Below are 18,366 nucleotides of genomic sequence, written 5' to 3'. Positions count from 1 at the left end.
CCGCCGACCTGCCGGTCGGCGAGTCGGTCACCGGTGAGAGCCACTGCACCGGCAGGAACACGCTCGCCCGGGTCCCACCGGTGATGGAGGGGCGGAACTCGATCCGCATGCCGAACCGCTCACCGGCCAGCCGGGCGGCGGCCAGGCCGAGGCGGCTGCCCGACAGATCGGTGATGTCCAGCGGCCGTTCGAGGTCCACGGTGGTGCGGGCACGCTGCAGCGTCTCCGTCCGCATGGGAAGGCCGCTGTCGTCGATGTGCAGCACGATCCCGCTGGAGGCGCTCTCCACCGTGACGTGGACCTGGGTGGTGGGCGGGCTGAACTGCAGCGCGTTGTCGATGAGTTCGGACAGCACGTGGATGGCGGCGTTGACCGCCGGGCCCCGCACGCCCTGCGGTACCGGCGGAAGCGCCGCCACGACCCGGGTGAAGTCCTCGCTGCGGCCCACCGCCGCGCGCACCACGTTGGCGATCGGCACGGGGCGGGGCCAGGGGCGGCCGGTACGCCGGGCGCCGGTGAGGACCAGCAGGCGCTGCGCGAGCAGGTCCATCGGCGCCAGCAGCCGGTCCAGCGCCTCTAGGTCCTTCCGGACCTGGCTGTGCGGCACGCTGGCGTGGACGTCGTCCTGCCAGTACGGAAGCTTGCGGCGGTCCAGCTCCGCAACCTGCGCGGTGACGGCCGCCTGCACGCGGGAGGCGCCGCTCTCCAGCACGGACAGCGCGCTCGCCAGCCTGCGGCGTTCGGCGTACATGGACCGGACCGCGGTCTCCACCAGGTTCCGCACGGCGGGGTGGGACGGCAGGTGCTCCTCGCCCTCGGCGAGGACGGTGTCCGCCGAGGCGCGGCTCTGCACACCGTCCGTGGCCCACGGCAGCGAATGTCCGGCAGCGCGTTCCAGATCCGCGTGCAACGCGTCGAGCTCGGCCTCCAACCGTGCAGCCCTGGCCCGCTCGGCGAGCAGCGCACGCTGCGTCCGCGCCGCGCGTCGTCGTGCGACGAGCGTGCCGACGCAGCCGAGCGCGGTCAGTGCGGCGGCCACCGAGGCCGCCACGGGGACCGCGTCCGGCGACACCAGGGCCACGGCCCCGACGGTCGCGAGCCAGATCCCCGCGCAGACGGCGACCACCGCGACGGTGGACCGCCGGTTTCGTCGGCCCTCGGCGCTGGGCGCGGGCGGTTCCGGCGCGGGGCGCGCCGCGCCGGACGGCGCCTCGTGGGTCATAGGGAGCTCCTCGTTGCGGAGAGCGCGCAGGCGAAAGGGCCGCTGCCGGCAGGGGGACCGGTGGTGCGCATTGGCCAGACCTCTAGACGTTCAACGGACGTGCGGGCGGCGGGGGTCGCGATGACCCGGCACCTCGGCCCGGCCCTCCGCCCCCGCGGGTCGGTCCCACCGCCGGGCCCGTCGCGTCGGGGACACCGGCCCGGAGCGCCGAGCGCGCCGTGCCTCTCCGTCGCGCCGTGCACCGAAGGCGGACCACGACAGAGCCACGGATCGAACATCCGTCTGGGTTCTGACGCGTGGCCAACACAATAGTTGTAGTGGGCCGATTGCTGAACCGGTGCGGTGGACGAGACGGGAACGTTCTCTGTCTTGTGACCGACCGACCCACCGCTCGGCCGTGACGTGGTGACCTGTGAGCCTTCGGCACATCACCGGCCGGCAGGCCCGTTCCGAGCCGGCCGCGCTTCCGGAGCGCACATCCGCCGCCCCATCCGTCGACGCGGGTCGCGAGCGCGTCCGGGCGGCGCCGAAGCGCCGGCCGGGGCGGTCGTCGTTGTCGGAGGGTCGGTCAGCCGAGCTCCCTCACCTGCACGTCGCGGAACCACACGTCGGAACCGGTGTGGTGGTTCTGCAACCCGATGCGGCCGGAGGAGAGGTCGCGGTCGGGCGACGCGTCGGTGGAGTCGAACTCGTTGATGAGGGAGCCGTTGAGGTACACCGTGACCACGCGGTCGATCACGACGATCTCGTAGCTGTTCCACTCCCCGGGCGGGTTGAGCGCGGCGTCACGCGCCTCGATGTCGGCGCCCTGGAAGCTGTAGATGGCGCCTGTGGTCAGCTCGGGCACGTCGGTGGCGTCGATCTGCACCTCGAAGGCGCGGTTGCGCGCGCCCGCGTCGCCCGCCGGATCCGGAAGCCCGATGTGCACACCGGAGTTGTCGTCGCCGCCCATCTTCCAGTCGAGCTTCAGGTGGTAGTCGGTCAGCTCGTCCGGGTGGCTGATCAACCCGAGGCCGCCGATCGACCGCATCGTGCAGTCGGCCTGGGTGACGAACCCACCCGGACCCGCCATCTCCCACGACGCCAGGCTCTCGTCGGTACCGTCGAAGAGCATGCGGTAGCCCTCCTCGGGCTGTGCCGGGGTGCAGGGCTCCTCCCACAGCCGCAGATGGTCCCAGTTCACGTGCCGGTCGTCGTCCTCACCCGCCGAGACCGTGATCGTGTTGGTCCCCTGCACCAGAGCGAGTCCCTCGACGTGATCGGCCCACGTCTGCCAGGTGTTGGTGGTCTCCACCGCGATCTGGCCCAGGTCCTCGCCGTTGACGTCCAGCGAGATCGTCTTGGTGCCGACGTAGGGGTTGGGTCCGTTGGCATAGCGGAAGGTCACCGGGTAGGTACCGGCCTCCGCCACGTCGACCCGCCAGGTCAGGGAGGCGCCGATGTTGTTGAAGCCGTCGACGAAACCCTCTCCGGTGAAGTGCGGGTGCTCGTCGTCGATGTCCGCGCCGCCGCCCAGCTCCCCGTCCTCGGCCTCGTACACACCGGTCTCGTTGGGAGGCGCGACATACCCGGGGATGGAGTGGAGGGTGTACCACGCCTCGGTGCTCCACAGCGCCGTGCCGTCCTCCGCCGCGAACGGCCGGGGGGACCTCACATGCGCCACCCGGTCCTCACGCAGACCGGGGACCACCAGGCTGACGGTGTGCCCGTCCGAGGAGAGCGAGGCACCGGTGACGGTCAGCTCCTCCTGGTTCCGCTTGGGACCGCCGTACTGCGAGGTGGGGTTGTAGGACCACTGCCGCACCAGGTAGCGGTCGGCGAGGTCCGCCACCAGCTCGGTGGCGACCGGCTTGGTGTAGGTGATGTCGAACCCGTCCTCCGTGACCTCCATGGACCGCATGTCCATGGCGTCCTCGGAGGTCGGGGTCAGCTTCTGGAGCCCGTAGGGGAACTTGCCGGGCTGCTCCCAGTTGCCGCCGCCGCCGATCCCGCCGACGTAGAACGACCCGTCCGGACCGAGCGCGAGGCGACTGACGCCCGACTCCAGCCCCTGCGTCATCCGGAAGACGGCGCCCTGCTTCCGGCCCTCGACCTCCTCCAGGAAGGCGCGCTGCAGACCGCCGTAGGTCACGTCACCGATGAGGAGCTGTCCGGCGAAGGGCCCCTCCTCGACGAGAACCGGGTTGGTGGGGGAGTTGGAGATCTCGCCGTGCGGCAGCCACACCACCGGGTCGACGACCGGCCGGTCGTCGAACGGGCCGGCGGGGGTGGTGTAGTGGTTGTAGAAGCCGCCCTCCTCGATCTCCACGAGCTTCGACGCGGGGAGCCAGTCGCCCTGGTTGTCCGTCACGAAGATCTCGCCCTCGCCGCCCCAGCCGATGCCGTTGGGGGTGCGCAGCCCGCCGGCGACGTACTCCACCTCGCCGGACTCCTTGTCGATCCGCACCGACGTACCGCGGTTGTCGACGTGCTGCGGCACCGTGGTCCGGCCGCCGGGAGTGATGGCGACGGAGAGGTTCAGGTAGTAGTGGTCGTCGTCGGCCAGCAGCCCGAAGCCGAACTCGTGGTACGTACCCCCGCTGGGCCAGGTGGCGATGGCCTCCGTGTCCTCGTAGAAGCCGTCGCCGTCCGCGTCCACCAACCTGCTGAGCTGGTGCTTCTCCGAGACGATGATCTCGCCGTCCTCGACGAGCACGCCCTGCGGCTCGTTCATGTCGGTGGCGACGACCTCGGTGGAGACGGTGTCCGGTCCGGCGTCGGCCCCGACGGTGCCGTCGACGACCTCCACCGCTCCGTCGAAGCTCTCGCGCCCCGCCCAGGTGGTGATGACCATGCGGCCGTCGTCGAACCAGTCCATCCCCGTGACGCGGGGCTCGAACCCCTCCGGCCGCAGGTCGGTCACCTCGTAGTTCGGGTGCACCCCCGCCAGTGGCGCGTTGTCCCCCGGGCTCGCGTCCGCGTCCAGGCAGGACTTGACGCCGGGCGAGGTGACACGGGTGACGCCCGCGTCCGTGGTCAGCGCCGACCCGGGCACCGTCTCGAAGGCCGACTCGCCCGGCGGGCGCCACTCCAGGCGGAGCGCCTTGCCGTGGGCGCCCTGGAAGTACGCGATGCGGAGCGCGTTCGGCCCCTCGTCCAGCTCCGCGGAGCCGTCCGCGCCGGTGGGCGGCTGCCGACGGTCGTTCTCGATGATCTCCTCGTCGCCGATGTACAACCGGGAGCCGTCGTCGCTGGTGACACGGAACTCGTAGCTCCCGGCCTCCGGGGCGTGGATGTTGCCGATGACCTGCGCCATGAAGTTGTTGGCGGCGCCGCCGAAGTCGGCGGTGGTCTCCCAGTCCACGTCCGGTCGCAGGACGTCGATGTTGGGGGTCTGCCCGTCGGTCAGGGTGCAGATCCGCTCCGGCTCGAAGCCGACGTCGAAGACCCGGAGGGTCACGCCGGGTTCCTGCGGCGGCAGGTCCCCGGAGGGAGCCGCGCCGGCCGCACCTGCCGGGACGAGCACCGCGGCGAGCATCGCGAGGCCCACCGCCCCGGCCGCGTGACGTCGTGATCGTGGAAGCATGTGCAGACTCCTTCGTCCGGGTCTCCGACGTTGCGTGGTCTCCGTGCCCCCGCTTCGCTCCGTGCTCAGATCACGCGGGCCCCGTCCCGCGAGGTGAAGGTGTCGAGCCGTCCGCACATCCCCCAGGCGTCGCCGGGGTCCCCGCGGTGGACGGTGGCGGACCGCAGATGCGCGGTATCCCCCTCGGCCAGCGCCGCCAGGTGCGCCGCGGTCCGGGCGACCTCCGCCGCCGGTCCGGTGTCGAAGGTGCGCCGCCAGTCGCCCAACCGCGGGCGGACCAGTCGGAGCGCGGCCGTGTGGAAGTCGGCCATCGCGGACCGGTCACCACCCGCCGCGCGCTCGCGCAGCGCGGCGTAGCCGTCGAGGGCCAGGTCGCGGCGGCGGCGGGCGCTGCCCTCCCGGTCCGTCGTGTCGAGTTCGGCGGCGGATCGGTAGGCGTCCGGGTCCGCCAGCACCTCCGGCGGGAAGGTGAACACCGCGTCACCGGCCTCGGGGAGGCCCGCGTTCTGCATCAGCACCAGGATGCGCAGGCTCCCCTCGTTGACGAGGCGGTGCACCGTCCCGGGCGTGAACCACACGAGGTCGCCCTCGGCCAGCGGGACGGTCGCAGCGCCCTCGGAGGTGACGACCTGGACCGCGCCGGTGCCGCCGGCGACCGCGTACGCCTCCGTACAGACCAGGTGCATGTGCGGGGTACCGCCGCAGAGACCGTCGGAGCCCGGGGGAGCGGGCCAGTCGTACACGCGCAGCCGGGACAGGGCGATGCCCCCGGGCAGGGCCGCGCCGCCGGTGGCAGCGGCGGGACGCTCGGTCCGCTGGGGGCTGTCGGTGTCCTGCGGTCGGTTCACGGGGCTCCCTCCCCCGGCCCGCCACCGCGCGTCGCGGCCCCGGAAGGGGCGGGCGAGGCCGTGGGGGCATGGGGTGACTCGCGTGGCTGGGGCGCGGCCCCGCGCGGGCGTCCGGCCGGGACGCATCGGCGGGGGTGCTCGGGCGGGGACGGTGGCCGGAGGTCTCCGGGCCTGTCCTCGTGGTGGGTGGGGGTGGGGGCGTCCGGTCGCGGCGGCGGGTACCGGGGCATGGCGGCCGTACAGGGACGGGAGGGACAACTCCCGCATTCGTATGCAGAAAGCGTTTTCCATCCAGGACGGTAGGCCGCGCGAAATTCGGTGTCAACATCGCCGTCACGGTCCGGTCGCCGGGGCCCGGGGCCGCGTCAGCCCGGGGGCGGCGGGTCGTGGGGACGGCCCGCGGAGCGGTCCGGGCAGGAGTCACGCACCCTGACCAGCCCCGGCACCAGGACGTCCTCGCCGTGGAGCGGGCCCGGCGCGAGCGCGAGCGCGGCGGCGCGCGCGCCGATCTCGGCGAGCGGGAAGTGGACCGTGGTGAGTCTCGGGGTCACGTCGGCGGCGGTCTCGATGTCGTTGAAACCCGTGACGGCGATGTCGTGGCCGGGCCGGAGGCCCCCGTCGCGCAGCGCCGTCATGGCGCCCACCGCCATGAAGTCGTTCCCCGCGCAGAGCACGTCGGCCGCGCCGAGCCCACCGCTCCTCAGCAGCCGACGGGTGGCCCGGTACCCGCCGCCGCGATCGAACGCGTCGCTCTCGACGGCGATGATCCGGCCGCCGTTCGCAGCCAGGCCCCGCCCGAGGCCGTCGGTTCGCTCCCGCACCGTCTCCAGGCGACCGGAGCCGGTGACGACCACTGCCCGCCGGTAGCCGAGACCGGCGACCGCCGCCCCCAGGGCGCGAGCGCCGCCGAGGTTGGCGGGCCGTACCGCGGGCAGGCCGTCCGCCGGGCGGCCGATGAACACCGCCCGCCCGCCGCTGTCGGCGAGCGTGCGCAACTCGGCGACGAGCGCGTCGGCGTGCGGGCTGCCCACGGTGCGGCTGCCGCCCACCAGCACGGCGCGGGGGCGCTGGCCGAGGATCGTGCGCAGCGAGGTGAGTTCGCGCGCCGTGTCGCGGCCGGTGAGCGCGATGGTCACGATGACGCCGTGCCGCTGCGCGGAGCGGGCGACGCCCTCGGCGATCGCCGAGAAGTAGGGGTCGTCGATGCTGCTGACCAGCAGTGCCAGGACGGGGGCGGTGCCCCGGGCGATGGCCTGCGCCGACAGGTCGGGCCGGTAGTCGAGTTCCCGAGCCGCCCGCAGTACCCGCTCCCGGTGCTGCTGCCCCACGCGCCGCGTGCTCTGGTGCAGCACCCGCGAGGCCGTCGCCGGTGAGACGCCGGCGCGTGCCGCGACATCGGCGAGCGTCGGCGCACCCCTGGTCGCGCGGCTCCTCGGCTTTCGCACGGACCACCCCGTTTCTCTCCAGGCATTGACGCCCCATCAGGCTGTACTTAACATCCCCGAAATGGGAAAGCGCTATCCCGCGCCCAGCCGACTTCGCTGGCAAGCGCTTTCCAGGCACGGTCAGGCTCCATCCGTCGTCCCCACCAGCGACGCGAGGTCCGCATGACGCAACAGACCGAGAACGTGCCCGTCCGGACCGCCGCCCGCGGTTCCGATCCACCGACGGAGAAACCCCCGCGGGAGAATTCCCGATGGGCGTCCCGCGCGAGCGCCGCCGTGTATCCGGCCGTCTTCCTCGCGCTCCTGCTGGCCACCTGGTTCGTCGTCACCGGCGCGGGGATGGTCCAGCCGTACATCATCCCGTCCCCCGCGGACACCTGGTCGGCCTTCGTCGACCACCCCGAGTACCTCTGGTCCCACACGCTGGTCACCACGGGGGAGACCGTCGCGGGCTTCGTCATCGCCGCGGTCGTCGGTGTGCTCGTCGCCGTGCTGATGGTCTACTCCCCGGCGCTGGAGAAGACCTTCTACCCGCTGATCCTCTTCGCCCAGGTGATTCCCAAGATCGCGATAGCGCCGCTCTTCGTCGTCTGGCTGGGATTCGGCGCCAGCCCCAAGATCCTCGTCGCCGTCCTGATGGCCTTCTTTCCCGTGGTCATCTCGGGCATCAGCGGACTTCGTTCGGTCGACCCGGAACTCCTGGAACTCACCTCGACCATGGGCGCCTCCCGGATCAGGACGTTCTGGAAGGTCCGATTCCCTGCCGCCCTGCCCGAACTGCTCTCGGGGCTCAAGGTGGCCGCGACCCTGGCGGTCACCGGAGCGGTCGTCGGCGAGTTCGTGGGAGCCAACTCGGGGCTGGGCTACGTGATCCTCCAGGCGAACGGCAACGTCGACACCGCCATGCTCTTCGCCGCGCTCATCATCATGTCCGCGCTGGGCGTGCTCCTCTTCGCCGTCATCCAGGTCGCCGAGAACCTCCTGATCCCCTGGCATGCCTCCCGCCGCAACCGGGGCTGACCCCGCCCACCCGCACGAACACGGAAGGACGTCCCCCATGCCCACTCGCACCTCGGCCCGTCCGGCCCGTTCGACCGCCGCCGCGCTCCTCGCCGGCGCCTGCGCCCTCGCCCTCACCGCCTGCGGCGGTCAGGGCGAGGCGAGCGAGGGCGACAGCGTCACCCTGCAACTCAACTGGTACCCCTACGGCGAGCACGCGGCCTTCTACCACGGCGTCGCGGAGGGGATCTACGAGAAGCACGGCATAGCACTGACCATCGAGGCGGGTCAGGGCTCCGCGCGGGTCGTGCAGGCCGTCGGCCAGCAGGACTTCGACTTCGGCTGGGCCGACACCCCCGCGCTGCTGGCCAACGTCGACCAGGGCGTCGACGTGCGCTCCGTCGGCGTCTTCCTCCAGTCCACCCCCTCGGCGGTCCAGGTGTTCAGCGACACCGGGATCGCCGAACCGGACGACCTGCGGGGGCGGACGATCGCCGTCTCCGCGGGCGACGCGGTCACCCTCACCTTCCCGCTCTACCTCGACGCCGTCGGTCTCACCGAGGCAGACGTCACCCAGCAGAACCTCGACTCCGCCGGCAAGAACGCGGCGATGATGGTGGGCCGGGTCGACGGCCTCATCGGCTTCGCCCACGACCAAGGGCCCAAGATCGCCGACGAGAGCGGCCGGGACGTCACCTACCTGCGCTACACCGACGCCGGGCTGAACTTCTTCAGCAACGGCCTGGTCGCCCACAACTCCACCATCGCCGACGACCCGGAGCTGGTGGAGCGCATGGTCGCCGCCACCACCGAGGCGTTCCTCGCCGCGCAGGACGAACCGGACGCCGCCGTCGCGGCGATGGCCGGCAAGAACCCGCAGATGCCCTCCGCCGACGTGCTGCTCCAGCAGTGGCGGCAGACGATCCCGCTCCTCGCCACCGACCGGACCGAGGGGCAGGACCCCGGAGTGACCGACGAGGCGGACTGGCGGGAGACCATCGAGGTCCTGGCCGAGGCCGGACTCCTCGCCGAGGCGAGGGAGACCGACGTGTACTTCGACGGGTCGTTCACCGGAGGAGGGGAGTGACCGCGTTCGCACGGAGGTCGCGACCCGCTCCGACCCGCGCCGCCACGCCGGCGCTCGGCGCGGGCGAACCCATGGTGGGCATCCACGGGGTGGACGTCACCTTCCGGAGCAAGGGCCGCACCGTCGAGGCGCTGAGCGGTATCGACCTCTCCGTGGCACCCGGCGAGTTCCTGAGCATCGCCGGCCCGTCCGGGTGCGGCAAGTCCACGCTGCTCCGCGTCATCGCCGGCCTGACCGGGGTGAGCGCGGGCGAGGTCACCCTCCGCGGGACCGAGGTGCGCGGACCGCGCCGCGACGTCGGGTTCGTCTTCCAGCGCGCCGCGCTGCTGGACTGGCGGAACGCCCGCGACAACATCCTCTTCCAGGCGGAGATGCGCGGTCTGCCCCGCGCCTGGTCCCGGGACAGGGCCGCCGAACTCATCGAGATGACCGGCCTGTCGGGGTTCGAGACCGCCATGCCGTTCGAGCTCTCCGGCGGCATGCAGCAGCGGGTCTCCCTGTGCCGCGCGCTGCTCCACGAGCCGGACATCCTGCTCATGGACGAGCCCTTCGGCGCCCTCGACGCGCTGACCCGGGAGAACATGAACGTCGAGCTGCGCCGGATCTGGGAGGCGACGGAGATGACCGTCGTCCTGGTGACCCACTCCGTGGCGGAGGCCGTCTACCTCGCTTCGCGCGCGGTGGTGATGGGGCCACGCCCCGGACGGGTCATCGAGGAGTTCGCCGTCGACATCCCCGGCCACCGCGCGTACGAACCGACCCTGGAGAGCGCCGAGTTCCAGCGGGTGAGCGCCGGTATCCGGGAGCTGCTCGGAGCGGGCGCCGCCGGCGACTGACCCCGTCGGAACCGCCCCCGACCCGGGGGGGCACGCACCCCCTCGCGACCTGCCGCGATCCGCCCGGCCCGGCGATCCACGCCGCCCCGCCGGGCGGATCGGCACGCCCGAGGAGTTGCCGCACACCCCTTGACTCGACGCCGGGCGGGCTTCACAGTGCTGGACTAATGCGCACCACTAATGCGTATTAGTATCGAGAGGGGCACCGTGAACGAGGTTCGGAGGCAGACCCGCGGGCGGGCCGCGACGCCGCGGGCGGGGCGACCCCGGCAGGCGGAGGTGGCCCGGCTGGCCGGGGTGTCGCAGACCACGGTCTCGTTGGTCCTGGGAGGGAAGGCCGACGGGGTCGCGATCTCCGTCGAGACCCGCCAGAAGGTGCTCGGCGCGGCCGAGCGCCTCGGCTACGTCCCCGACCCGGCGGCCAGTCGGCTGGCCGCGGCACGGAACAACCTGCTCGGCGTCTTCAGCTTCACCTCGACTTTCCCCACCGACGTCCAGCACTCGTACTACCCGTTCCTGGTGGGGGTCGAGCAGGAAGCCGCGTCCCAGGGTTTCGACCTGGTGCTGTTCACCGGCTCCAGCACCGGCGGTGCCCGCGCCGGCGCCCACGCCCTGAACCGGGCCAGGCTGGCCGACGGCTGTCTGGTCCTCGGACGGCACGCACCCACCGAGGAACTGCGCCGACTGGTGGACGACGGCTTCCCCGTGGTCCACCTGGGACGCCGCGACGACCCCGACGGCCTGGCGTGGGTCGGCGCCGACTACGTCAACGCCGCCCGCGAGGTGGTGACGAACCTGGTGGCGCTCGGACACCGGGAGATCGTGCTGATCTGCGAGGACGACCCGGTGCCCGCCTCCACCGACCGGGAACGCGGCTTCCACGAGGGCCTCGTCGCAGCCGGCGTGCCCACGGGGCCCGAGCGGGTGCACCGCTGCGCCGACCCCGAGCGGGACCTCACCCCGGCCCGGCTCCGGGAGTGGCTCGCCTCCGGCGTCACCGCGATCGTCGTCGAGGAGACGGACACCTCGGGCGCGTGGCGCGCACTGAACGCGGCCGTCGCCGAGGCCGGCCTCGACTGCCCCCGCGAGTTGTCGCTCGCGCTCCTCGGCAGCCCGCCGCCCGACGACGACGGGCCCGTCCCGACCGGCTTCGACATCCCCCGCGCCCGCCTCGGGGCCGCGGCGGTCCGCGCCCTCGCCGCACTCGTCGGGGGCGGGCGCCCCGACGAGCCGTTGGTGGAGTGCGCCTTCCGCCCCGGCGCGACCGTCGCCGCACCACCGGGCGGGATCCCGGCCGCCGTCCTGCGCTGAGACGGCGACTGCCCCCTCGAACCGCACCACCCCGGGCCACGACAGCACCCGGCCCGACCGCACCGCACCCCAACGGCACAAGGGAGAACACCTCGTGACACCCGAACCCGACATCCTCGTCGTCGGCGGCGGCCTCGGCGGCGTCGCCGCCGCGCTCGCCGCGTGCCGCGCCGGGCGGACCGTCGTGCTCACCGAGGAGACCGACTGGATCGGCGGCCAGCTCACGTCGCAGGCCGTCCCGCCCGACGAACACCCGTGGGTCGAGCAGTTCGGCACCACCGCCACCTACCGCGCGCTGCGCGAGGGCATCCGCGACCACTACCGGCGCTGGTACCCGCTGCGCGCCGAGGCGGCCGGACTGACCGACCTCAACCCCGGCGCGGGGCGGGTCAGCAAGCTCTGCCACGAACCCCGCGTCGCGCTCGCGGTGCTGGAGGCCATGCTCGCCCCGCACCGTTCCGCCGGCCGCCTCACCGTGCTCACCGAACACGCGCCGGTCGCCGCCGCGGCCGAGGGCGACCGCGTCACCGCGGTCACGCTGCTGGACCGCCGGGAGGGCCGCCGCGTCACCCTGCACGCGCCCTACGTGATCGACGCCACCGAGACCGGCGAACTCCTCGAACTCGCCGCGGTCGAACACGGCTCGGGCGCCGAGGCCCGCGCCGAGTTCGACGAGGCGCACGCACCCGACGAGGCCCAGCCGCTCAACCAGCAGGGCATCACCGTCTGCTTCGCCCTCTCCCACCACGAGGGGGAGGACCACGTCATCGACCGGCCCGCCGACCACGACTTCTGGCAGTCGTACCGCCCCGAGTTCTGGCCCGGCCCGCTGCTCGGCTTCAACGCGCCGGACCCCCGCTCCCTGGAGCCGGTGCCGCGGACCTTCGTGCCCAACCCGGACGTGGACCCGCTGGAGGTGAGCGCGGACCAGAGCGCCGACGCGGGGGACAAGGAACTGTGGGGGTTCCGGCGGATCCTGGCCCGGCGACTCCACACCCCGGGCGCCTTCGACTCCGACATCACCCTCGTCAACTGGCCGCTCAACGACTACTGGCTGAAGCCCCTCATCGGCGGAGGAGCGGAGACCACCGCCGCCGCGGTCGCCGAGGCGAGGCAGCTCTCGCTGTCGGTGCTGTACTGGCTGCAGACCGAGGCACCCCGCACCGACGGCGGCACCGGCTTCCCCGGCCTCCGCATCCGGCCCGACATCACCGGCACCCCTGACGGGCTGGCCAAGGCGCCCTACATCCGCGAGGCCCGCCGCATCAAGGCGGTCACCACCGTCACCGAGCAGGACGTCTCCATCGACGTGCTCGGGGCACACGGCCGGGTCCGCCGGCGTGACTCCGTCGGGGTCGGCAGCTACCGGATCGACCTCCACCCCTCCACCGGTGGCGACAACTACATCGACGTGGGCTCCGTCCCCTTCGAGATCCCGCTCGGCGCCCTGCTGCCGCGCCGTGTCCGCAACCTGCTCCCCGCCGGCAAGAACATCGGCACCACCCACATCACCAACGGCTGCTTCCGGCTGCACCCCGTCGAGTGGAACATCGGCGAGGTCGCGGGAGCCCTCGCCGCCCACTGCCTGAACGAGAAGCTGGAGCCGCACCAGGTCCAGGAGGCCGACGAGCGGTTCGGCGACTTCGCCCGCCACCTCGACCGGGCGGGTGTCCAGCGGCACTGGCCCGACGTGCGGGGCTACTGACCGACCCCGCGCCCGGGGCGAGTGAGCCGCACCGCCCCGCCGCACCAGGAGGTGCAGACCATGACAACCCCTCGCATCCGCGTCGGCATCGACGTCGGTGGGACCTTCACCGACGCGGTGGCCGTCGACGCGACCACACTCGAACTCCTCGGCCAGGTGAAGGTCCCCACCAGCCACCACCACCCGGACGGTGTCGCCCACGGCATCGTCGAGGCGCTCGACCGGCTCCTCGGTGAGATCGACCGGGACCCCTCCGACGTCGCCTTCCTCGCCCACGGCACCACCCAGGCGACCAACGCGCTCCTGGAAGGCGACGTCGCCACCACCGGGCTCATCGGCATCGGCAGCGGGGCAGGCGCGTTCCTCACCCGCCGCCTCGCCGCCCTCGCGAAACTGGAACTGACACCGGGCAAGAAGTTCCCGCTCCACTACGCCCACGTCGCCGACGCGGGCGACCCCGCCGCCGTCACCGGCGCGGTCGACACGCTCGTCGCGGCGGGGGCCGAGGTCCTCGTGGCGACCGAACCCTTCAGCGTCGACCGGCCCGAGGGCGAACGCGCCGTCCTGGAGGCCGCCGGCCCGCACGGCCTCCCCATGACGGCCGGGCACGAGATCACCTCGCTCTACGGCCTCCACAAACGCACCCGCACCGCCGTCGTCAACGCCGCGATCCTCCCCCGCATGCTCGCCACCGCAGACCTGGTGGACCGCTCCATCACCGGGGCCGGGGTCACCGCCCCCCTGATGGTCATGCGGTGCGACGGCGGCGTCATGTCCCTCGACGAGATGCGGCGCAGGCCGCTGCTGACGATCCTCTCCGGGCCCGCCGCGGGCGTCGCCGGCGCGCTCATGCAGGAACGCATCAGCGAGGGAGTCTTCCTGGAGACCGGTGGCACCTCCACCGACATCAGCGTCGTGCGCCGCGGCAAGGTCGCGGTCCGCCACGCCACCGTGCTGGGCCGGACCTCCTACCTCAACGCGCTCGACGTGCGGACCGTGGGCGTCGGCGGCGGCTCCATGGTGCGCGTCGCCGACGGCCGCGTCGTCGGGGTCGGCCCGCGCAGCGCCCACATCGCCGGACTGCCCTACGCCTGCTACGCCGAGGCCGAGGAACTCCGCGACGCGGTCCTCGCCACCGTGCGCCCCCTGCCCGGCGACCCCGACGACTACGTGGTGATCGACGCGGCCGGGGGCCGGTACGCGCTCACCATGACCTGTGCCGCCAACGCCCTCGGCCGGGTACCGGAGGGCGACTTCGCCCGCTGCGACCGGGAGGTCGCGCGCGCCGCGCTGGCGCCGCTCGCGGCCCGCCTCGGCACCGACGTGGACGGCGCCGCCGCCCACGTCCTCACCGCGGGCACCGACCAGGTCCGCACGGTCGTCGACGCCATGGTCGACGACTACCGCCTGGACAGGGACACCGCCGTTCTCGTCGGCGGCGGGGGAGGGGCGGCCTCGGTCACCCCCCATCTGGCGGCCGTCACCGGCCTGGAGGGCCGGATCGCCCGCAACAGCGAGGTCATCAGCCCCATCGGCGTCGCCCTCGCCCTCGTCCGGGAGGAGGTCGAGCGGATCATCCCCGGCGCCGGGCAGGAGCAGATCCTCGCCGTCCGGGCGGAGGCCGAGGCCGCCGTCGTGGCACAGGGAGCCGACCCCGCCGGGGTCGAGGTCGAGGTGACCGTGGACCCGCAGACCAGCAAGGTCCGTGCGGTCGCCACCGGAGCCACCGAACTGCGCACCCAGGACCGGTCCCACCGCTCCGACGACGCCGAACGGCTGCGGGCCGCGGCGGCCAGCCTGAAGACCGACCCGGCCGCCGTCGAAGTCCTCGCCGGCACTCCGGCGCACACCGTCTACGGCACCAGCGTCCGCCGCCGGTTGCGCGCCACCCGCCGCCCCGTCCGCGTCGTCGACGCCGACGGCGTGGTGCGCCTGCACCTGGTGGACGCGCACGTCGAGGCCACCACCGTCGCCGACGCGCCGGGCGTGCTCGCCAGACTGGTGCGGGAGAAGACGGCCTACGGCGACGGCGGGGTGCGCGCCCCCGCCGTGCGGCTGCTGCTCGGCTCCCGCATCGCGGACCTCTCCGGGGTGCTCGACCCCGAGCCCCTGCTGGCGCTGGCCCGCGGCGAACTCCGCTCCCGCGGCGGGACCGAACCCGTGATCGCCGTCGTCGAGGTGCGGTCGTGACCGCCGTCCCCGCCGACCTGCCGAGCGGCCGGGAGCTCGCAGCCGTCGACGACCTCGACCTCGCCGTCCGGCTGCTCGCCCACACGCCCACCCACGAGGGTCGCGACCCCGACCTGCTGCGCCGATGGGCGCGCGCGGCGGACTCGTTCGGCGCCACGCTGCCGGCCACCGAGTGCCGGGCCAAGGTCGAGGAACGCGACGACGGACTCGACCAGGGGCTGCTCGCCCGCTACCGCTCGCGGCCGACCCCGACCGTCGAGCTCTACACCGACACCCTCGCGGCGGCCGAACGGCTCGTGCAGCGCTACCGGTGGCAGCACTGGTACCCGCCCGGTTCGCTGCGCGTCGCCGTGCTCGCGCACGAAGCCGTGCACGAACGGCTCCATCACGGGCCGGAGCGTGACGCGTTCCGACGCGCGCTGGGACACGAGGTGCTGCGGCTGGGCCGGCTGCGCCGCCTCGGCCACGTCGCCGGTGCCGACGAGGTCGCCGCCCACTCCCATGCCCGACGGGTGGCCGGCCTCGGGCGGAGCCCCCTGCTGCTGACCGCCGCGCTCGCCGACGCCGTCAACCACAGAGAGAAGTAACGTCATGGGCGTTGTCATCCTGCTCATCATGGCGGTCGGTGTGGCCGCGATGCTGACCCGCAAACTCCCCACCGCCTTCGCGCTGGTGGCGATGGCCGTCGCCATCGCGTTCGTCGCGGGCGCCTCCGTCACCGGTGAGGAGAGCGTCCTCGACACCGTCATCCAGGAGGGCGCCCCCGCGCTGGCCTCGACGATGATCGCGGTGCTGCTCGGCTCCTGGCTCGGGAAGCTGCTCGACGAGACGGGCGTCGCCTCGACCATCGTGCGGAAGATCGTCGAGTTCGGCGGCGACCGGCCCACGGTCGTCGCCCTCGGGGTGCTGGGCGTCTCCGCCCTGATCGGCACCGTCACCGGCTCCGCGCCCGCAGCGATGATGGCCGGGATCATCGGCATCCCGGCGATGATCGCCGTGGGCATCCCCAAGGTCACCGCCGCCGGCACCATCCTCATGGGCATCGCCGTCGGCGTGCCCTTCGAGCTCCCCATCTGGCAGTTCTTCTCCACGGCGCTGGACATCCCCGTCCCGCAGGTCCGCTCCTTCATGGTGAAGCTCTTCCCCTTCGCGCTCCTCGCGGGCGTCGCCTACGTGCTGATCGAGTCCCGCCGCCGGGGCGTCGAGCACACCTGGTCGCTCCGGCCCGGCTCCGACCGTCCCGTCTCCCGTCGGAAGCAGCTCGGCGACGCCCCCTGGTACGCGCTGCTCACGCCACTGGTGCCGCTGGTGCTCGCACTGGGCCTGGAGGTGGCGATCATCCCCTCGCTGCTCGCCGGTGTCCTGTTCGGACTGGTCACCACCACCCGGCCGCGCGAGATGAACAAACGGCTGCTGCGGACCCTCTACGGCGGGTTCCAGGTTGCGGCCCCGCCGATCGCGCTGTTCATCGCCATCGGAATCCTGCTCGCCGCGGTGCAGCTCCCCGGCGCGGTCACGGCGCTGGAGCCGCTCGTCAAGGCGATCAGTCCGCAGAACCCCGTCGCGTTCGTGGCCGTCTTCACGGTGCTGGTGCCGCTCTGCCTGTACCGCGGCCCGCTGAACGTCTTCGGGCTGGGCGCCGGTATCGCCGGTGTGCTGATCGCCACGCAGATCTATCCCGCCATGGCCGTGCTCGGCCTGGTCGCCTCCTACAACCAGGTCTTCGGTGTCTCCGACCCGACCAGCACCCAGACCGTGTGGAGCTCCCAGTACGCCGGGGTGAGTCCGCAACAGGTGATGGTCCGCACCCTGCCGTACGTCTGGACCGTCGCCCTGGGGGGCTTCTGCGTCACGGCCGTCACCTACCTCTGAGCGGGCGGCCCCCTCGGGCCGCCCGTGTCCCGTCCGCTCGGTACCCGTCCAAAGACGAACGGAGATCACATGAACGAGCCACAGGACGACCTGACCGCCCGCCACCGCCCCACGCCTCCCGCAGGCGTCTCCCGCAGGCTGCTCCTGCGCGGGGCCGCCGCGACCGGCGCGGTCCTCGCCGCGGGGGCGGGGTCCGCCGCCGCGGCACCGGCCACCTCCGCCGCGCCCGCAGCCGCGCCGGGCGGCTTCCCGGAGTACCGGTACCTGACCACGCTGCTGACGCCGGCGCAGCTCGACTACGACCCCACCGGGGAGATCATCTTCCCCTGTGTCCGCGGCACCGCGGGGCGTCTCCGCGACGCGCTCGGGCGCTACTACCTCTACTACGCGCCGCACGACGCCCCGGGCGGCATCTGCCTCGCCCACGGCGACTCCCTGGAGGGCCCGTTCACCGAGTACCCAGGAAACCCGATCGTCTCGCGCGACTGGGAGCCGCACTACTCGGTGAGCCACGTCTCCTCGCCGCACGTGATGTGGAACGAGGACGTCGACGAGATGTGGCTCTACTTCCACGGCGAGAACGGCACGACGCGCCTCGCCCGGTCCACCGACGGCATCGACTTCACCTACGACCGGGTCGTGCTCGACACCTCGATGCTTCCGCCGGGCACGACGGAGACCTCCTACGCGCGGGTGTTCCGGCACGACCTGCCGGAGCGCGACGCGCGCTACGTCATGGTGTTCATGGTGAACGACCAAAGTGACCACCGGGACATCGGCTGGGGCTGGTCGCCCGATGGGCGTGAGTGGTCATTCGCCCAGGATCCGCTGGTCAGCCATGCGGACGTGGGCGCCGTGAACATCGGCGGGCCGCACCTGCTGACCCGGGACGGCAGCGCCTTCGTCGTCTACAACACCGACCGGGGCAGCGGCGGCGACATCCTCATCACCGAGCTCGGCCGGGACTTCTCCCGCCGGGACCACCTCGGCGTCCTGCACCACTCCATGGAGGGCGCCCCCGACAACGGGCGTTCCGCCTCACCCAGCTTCGGCACGGAGAACGGGGTGCCCTACATGGTGTACGAGGCGGGCGACCGGCTCGGCGGGGTGATCGCCGTCGCCCGCGCCGTCTGACGCCTCCGCGGCTTTCCTCGCGCGCGTCCCCGGGCGGGTCGACGACGGTGCGCGGTGCCCCCGGGAGCGCCCCCGGGTCCCGTCGGGGAGCCCCGGGGAACGCCGCGAGGGCGGGTGGCGCGGCCGTCCCGTGGGACGCCGTCGTGCCACCC

General features: G+C 73.1%; 13 protein-coding genes. 9 read left to right on the top strand and 4 right to left on the bottom strand.

All coding sequences use genetic code 11. From position 1 onward, the window contains the following. The 4 genes from HCJ92_RS13415 to HCJ92_RS13400 all read right to left on the bottom strand — a co-directional run. Nucleotides 1–1,222, bottom strand: a 1,222-nt coding sequence (locus tag HCJ92_RS13415; protein WP_167933797.1) for a sensor histidine kinase, incomplete at its 3' end; no start/stop codon positions are given. Between the two features lie 568 nt (nucleotides 1,223–1,790). After that, a complete protein-coding gene (locus tag HCJ92_RS13410) occupies nucleotides 1,791–4,787 on the bottom strand; it encodes a 3-keto-alpha-glucoside-1,2-lyase-like domain-containing protein (protein WP_167933796.1) in 2,997 nt (998 codons plus the stop codon). 65 nt (nucleotides 4,788–4,852) lie between these two features. Further along, nucleotides 4,853–5,563 carry a cupin domain-containing protein gene (locus tag HCJ92_RS13405; protein ID WP_420824705.1) on the bottom strand — a complete coding sequence of 237 codons (711 nt, stop codon included), beginning with the start codon at nucleotides 5,561–5,563 and terminating at the stop codon, nucleotides 4,853–4,855. A gap of 437 nt (nucleotides 5,564–6,000) precedes the next feature. After that, the gene (locus HCJ92_RS13400) at nucleotides 6,001–7,080 is read right to left on the bottom strand and encodes a substrate-binding domain-containing protein (protein ID WP_167933794.1); all 1,080 of its coding nucleotides are present in this window, start codon (nucleotides 7,078–7,080) and stop codon (nucleotides 6,001–6,003) included. Between the two features lie 162 nt (nucleotides 7,081–7,242). Here HCJ92_RS13400 and HCJ92_RS13395 point away from each other — a divergent pair, with 162 nt between their 5' ends. The 9 genes from HCJ92_RS13395 to HCJ92_RS13355 all read left to right on the top strand — a co-directional run bounded on the left by HCJ92_RS13395 (nucleotide 7,243) and on the right by HCJ92_RS13355 (nucleotide 18,214). Beyond that, on the top strand, nucleotides 7,243–8,100 hold the full coding sequence (locus HCJ92_RS13395; RefSeq protein ID WP_209311083.1) for an ABC transporter permease: 858 nt from the start codon (nucleotides 7,243–7,245) through the stop codon (nucleotides 8,098–8,100). A 37-nt stretch (nucleotides 8,101–8,137) separates the two neighbouring features. Further along, nucleotides 8,138–9,166, top strand: coding sequence for an ABC transporter substrate-binding protein (locus HCJ92_RS13390; RefSeq protein ID WP_167933793.1), 1,029 nt, complete (start codon nucleotides 8,138–8,140; stop codon nucleotides 9,164–9,166). Between the two features lie 71 nt (nucleotides 9,167–9,237). After that, a complete protein-coding gene (locus HCJ92_RS13385) occupies nucleotides 9,238–10,002 on the top strand; it encodes an ABC transporter ATP-binding protein (RefSeq protein WP_167933799.1) in 765 nt (254 codons plus the stop codon). Between the two features lie 279 nt (nucleotides 10,003–10,281). Then, a complete protein-coding gene (locus HCJ92_RS13380; protein ID WP_167933798.1) occupies nucleotides 10,282–11,313 on the top strand; it encodes a substrate-binding domain-containing protein in 1,032 nt (343 codons plus the stop codon). A gap of 94 nt (nucleotides 11,314–11,407) precedes the next feature. Then, complete coding sequence (locus tag HCJ92_RS13375; RefSeq protein WP_167933792.1) at nucleotides 11,408–13,018, top strand: FAD-dependent oxidoreductase; 1,611 nt, start codon at nucleotides 11,408–11,410, stop codon at nucleotides 13,016–13,018. 60 nt (nucleotides 13,019–13,078) lie between these two features. Next, nucleotides 13,079–15,208, top strand: a complete 2,130-nt coding sequence (locus HCJ92_RS13370; protein ID WP_167933791.1) for a hydantoinase/oxoprolinase family protein — start codon at nucleotides 13,079–13,081, stop codon at nucleotides 15,206–15,208. Further along, nucleotides 15,205–15,795 carry a hypothetical protein gene (locus tag HCJ92_RS13365; protein ID WP_167933790.1) on the top strand — a complete coding sequence of 197 codons (591 nt, stop codon included), beginning with the start codon at nucleotides 15,205–15,207 and terminating at the stop codon, nucleotides 15,793–15,795. The genes HCJ92_RS13370 and HCJ92_RS13365 overlap by 4 nt, the downstream gene beginning before the upstream one ends. Before the next feature lie 4 nt (nucleotides 15,796–15,799). Continuing rightward, the gene (locus tag HCJ92_RS13360) at nucleotides 15,800–17,080 is read left to right on the top strand and encodes a TRAP transporter large permease subunit (RefSeq protein WP_167933789.1); all 1,281 of its coding nucleotides are present in this window, start codon (nucleotides 15,800–15,802) and stop codon (nucleotides 17,078–17,080) included. A gap of 69 nt (nucleotides 17,081–17,149) precedes the next feature. Beyond that, the gene (locus HCJ92_RS13355; RefSeq protein ID WP_167933788.1) at nucleotides 17,150–18,214 is read left to right on the top strand and encodes a glycoside hydrolase family protein; all 1,065 of its coding nucleotides are present in this window, start codon (nucleotides 17,150–17,152) and stop codon (nucleotides 18,212–18,214) included. The last annotated feature ends 152 nt before the right edge of the window (nucleotides 18,215–18,366 follow it).

The sequence above is a fragment of the Streptomyces spiramenti genome, assembly GCF_012034385.1.
GTDB lineage: Bacteria > Actinomycetota > Actinomycetes > Streptomycetales > Streptomycetaceae > Streptomyces > Streptomyces spiramenti.
This window is presented reverse-complemented; position numbering and strand designations above follow the sequence as displayed.

Bases quoted from the DNA above. Each gene is read 5' to 3' on its own strand.
- HCJ92_RS13410 (WP_167933796.1), bottom strand. From the start codon at position 4,787: ATGCTTCCACGATCACGACGTCACGCGGCCGGGGCGGTGGGCCTCGCG.
- HCJ92_RS13395 (WP_209311083.1), top strand. From the start codon at position 7,243: ATGACGCAACAGACCGAGAACGTGCCCGTCCGGACCGCCGCCCGCGGT.
- HCJ92_RS13390 (WP_167933793.1), top strand. From the start codon at position 8,138: ATGCCCACTCGCACCTCGGCCCGTCCGGCCCGTTCGACCGCCGCCGCG.
- HCJ92_RS13385 (WP_167933799.1), top strand. From the start codon at position 9,238: ATGGTGGGCATCCACGGGGTGGACGTCACCTTCCGGAGCAAGGGCCGC.
- HCJ92_RS13370 (WP_167933791.1), top strand. From the start codon at position 13,079: ATGACAACCCCTCGCATCCGCGTCGGCATCGACGTCGGTGGGACCTTC.
- HCJ92_RS13360 (WP_167933789.1), top strand. From the start codon at position 15,800: ATGGGCGTTGTCATCCTGCTCATCATGGCGGTCGGTGTGGCCGCGATG.
- HCJ92_RS13355 (WP_167933788.1), top strand. From the start codon at position 17,150: ATGAACGAGCCACAGGACGACCTGACCGCCCGCCACCGCCCCACGCCT.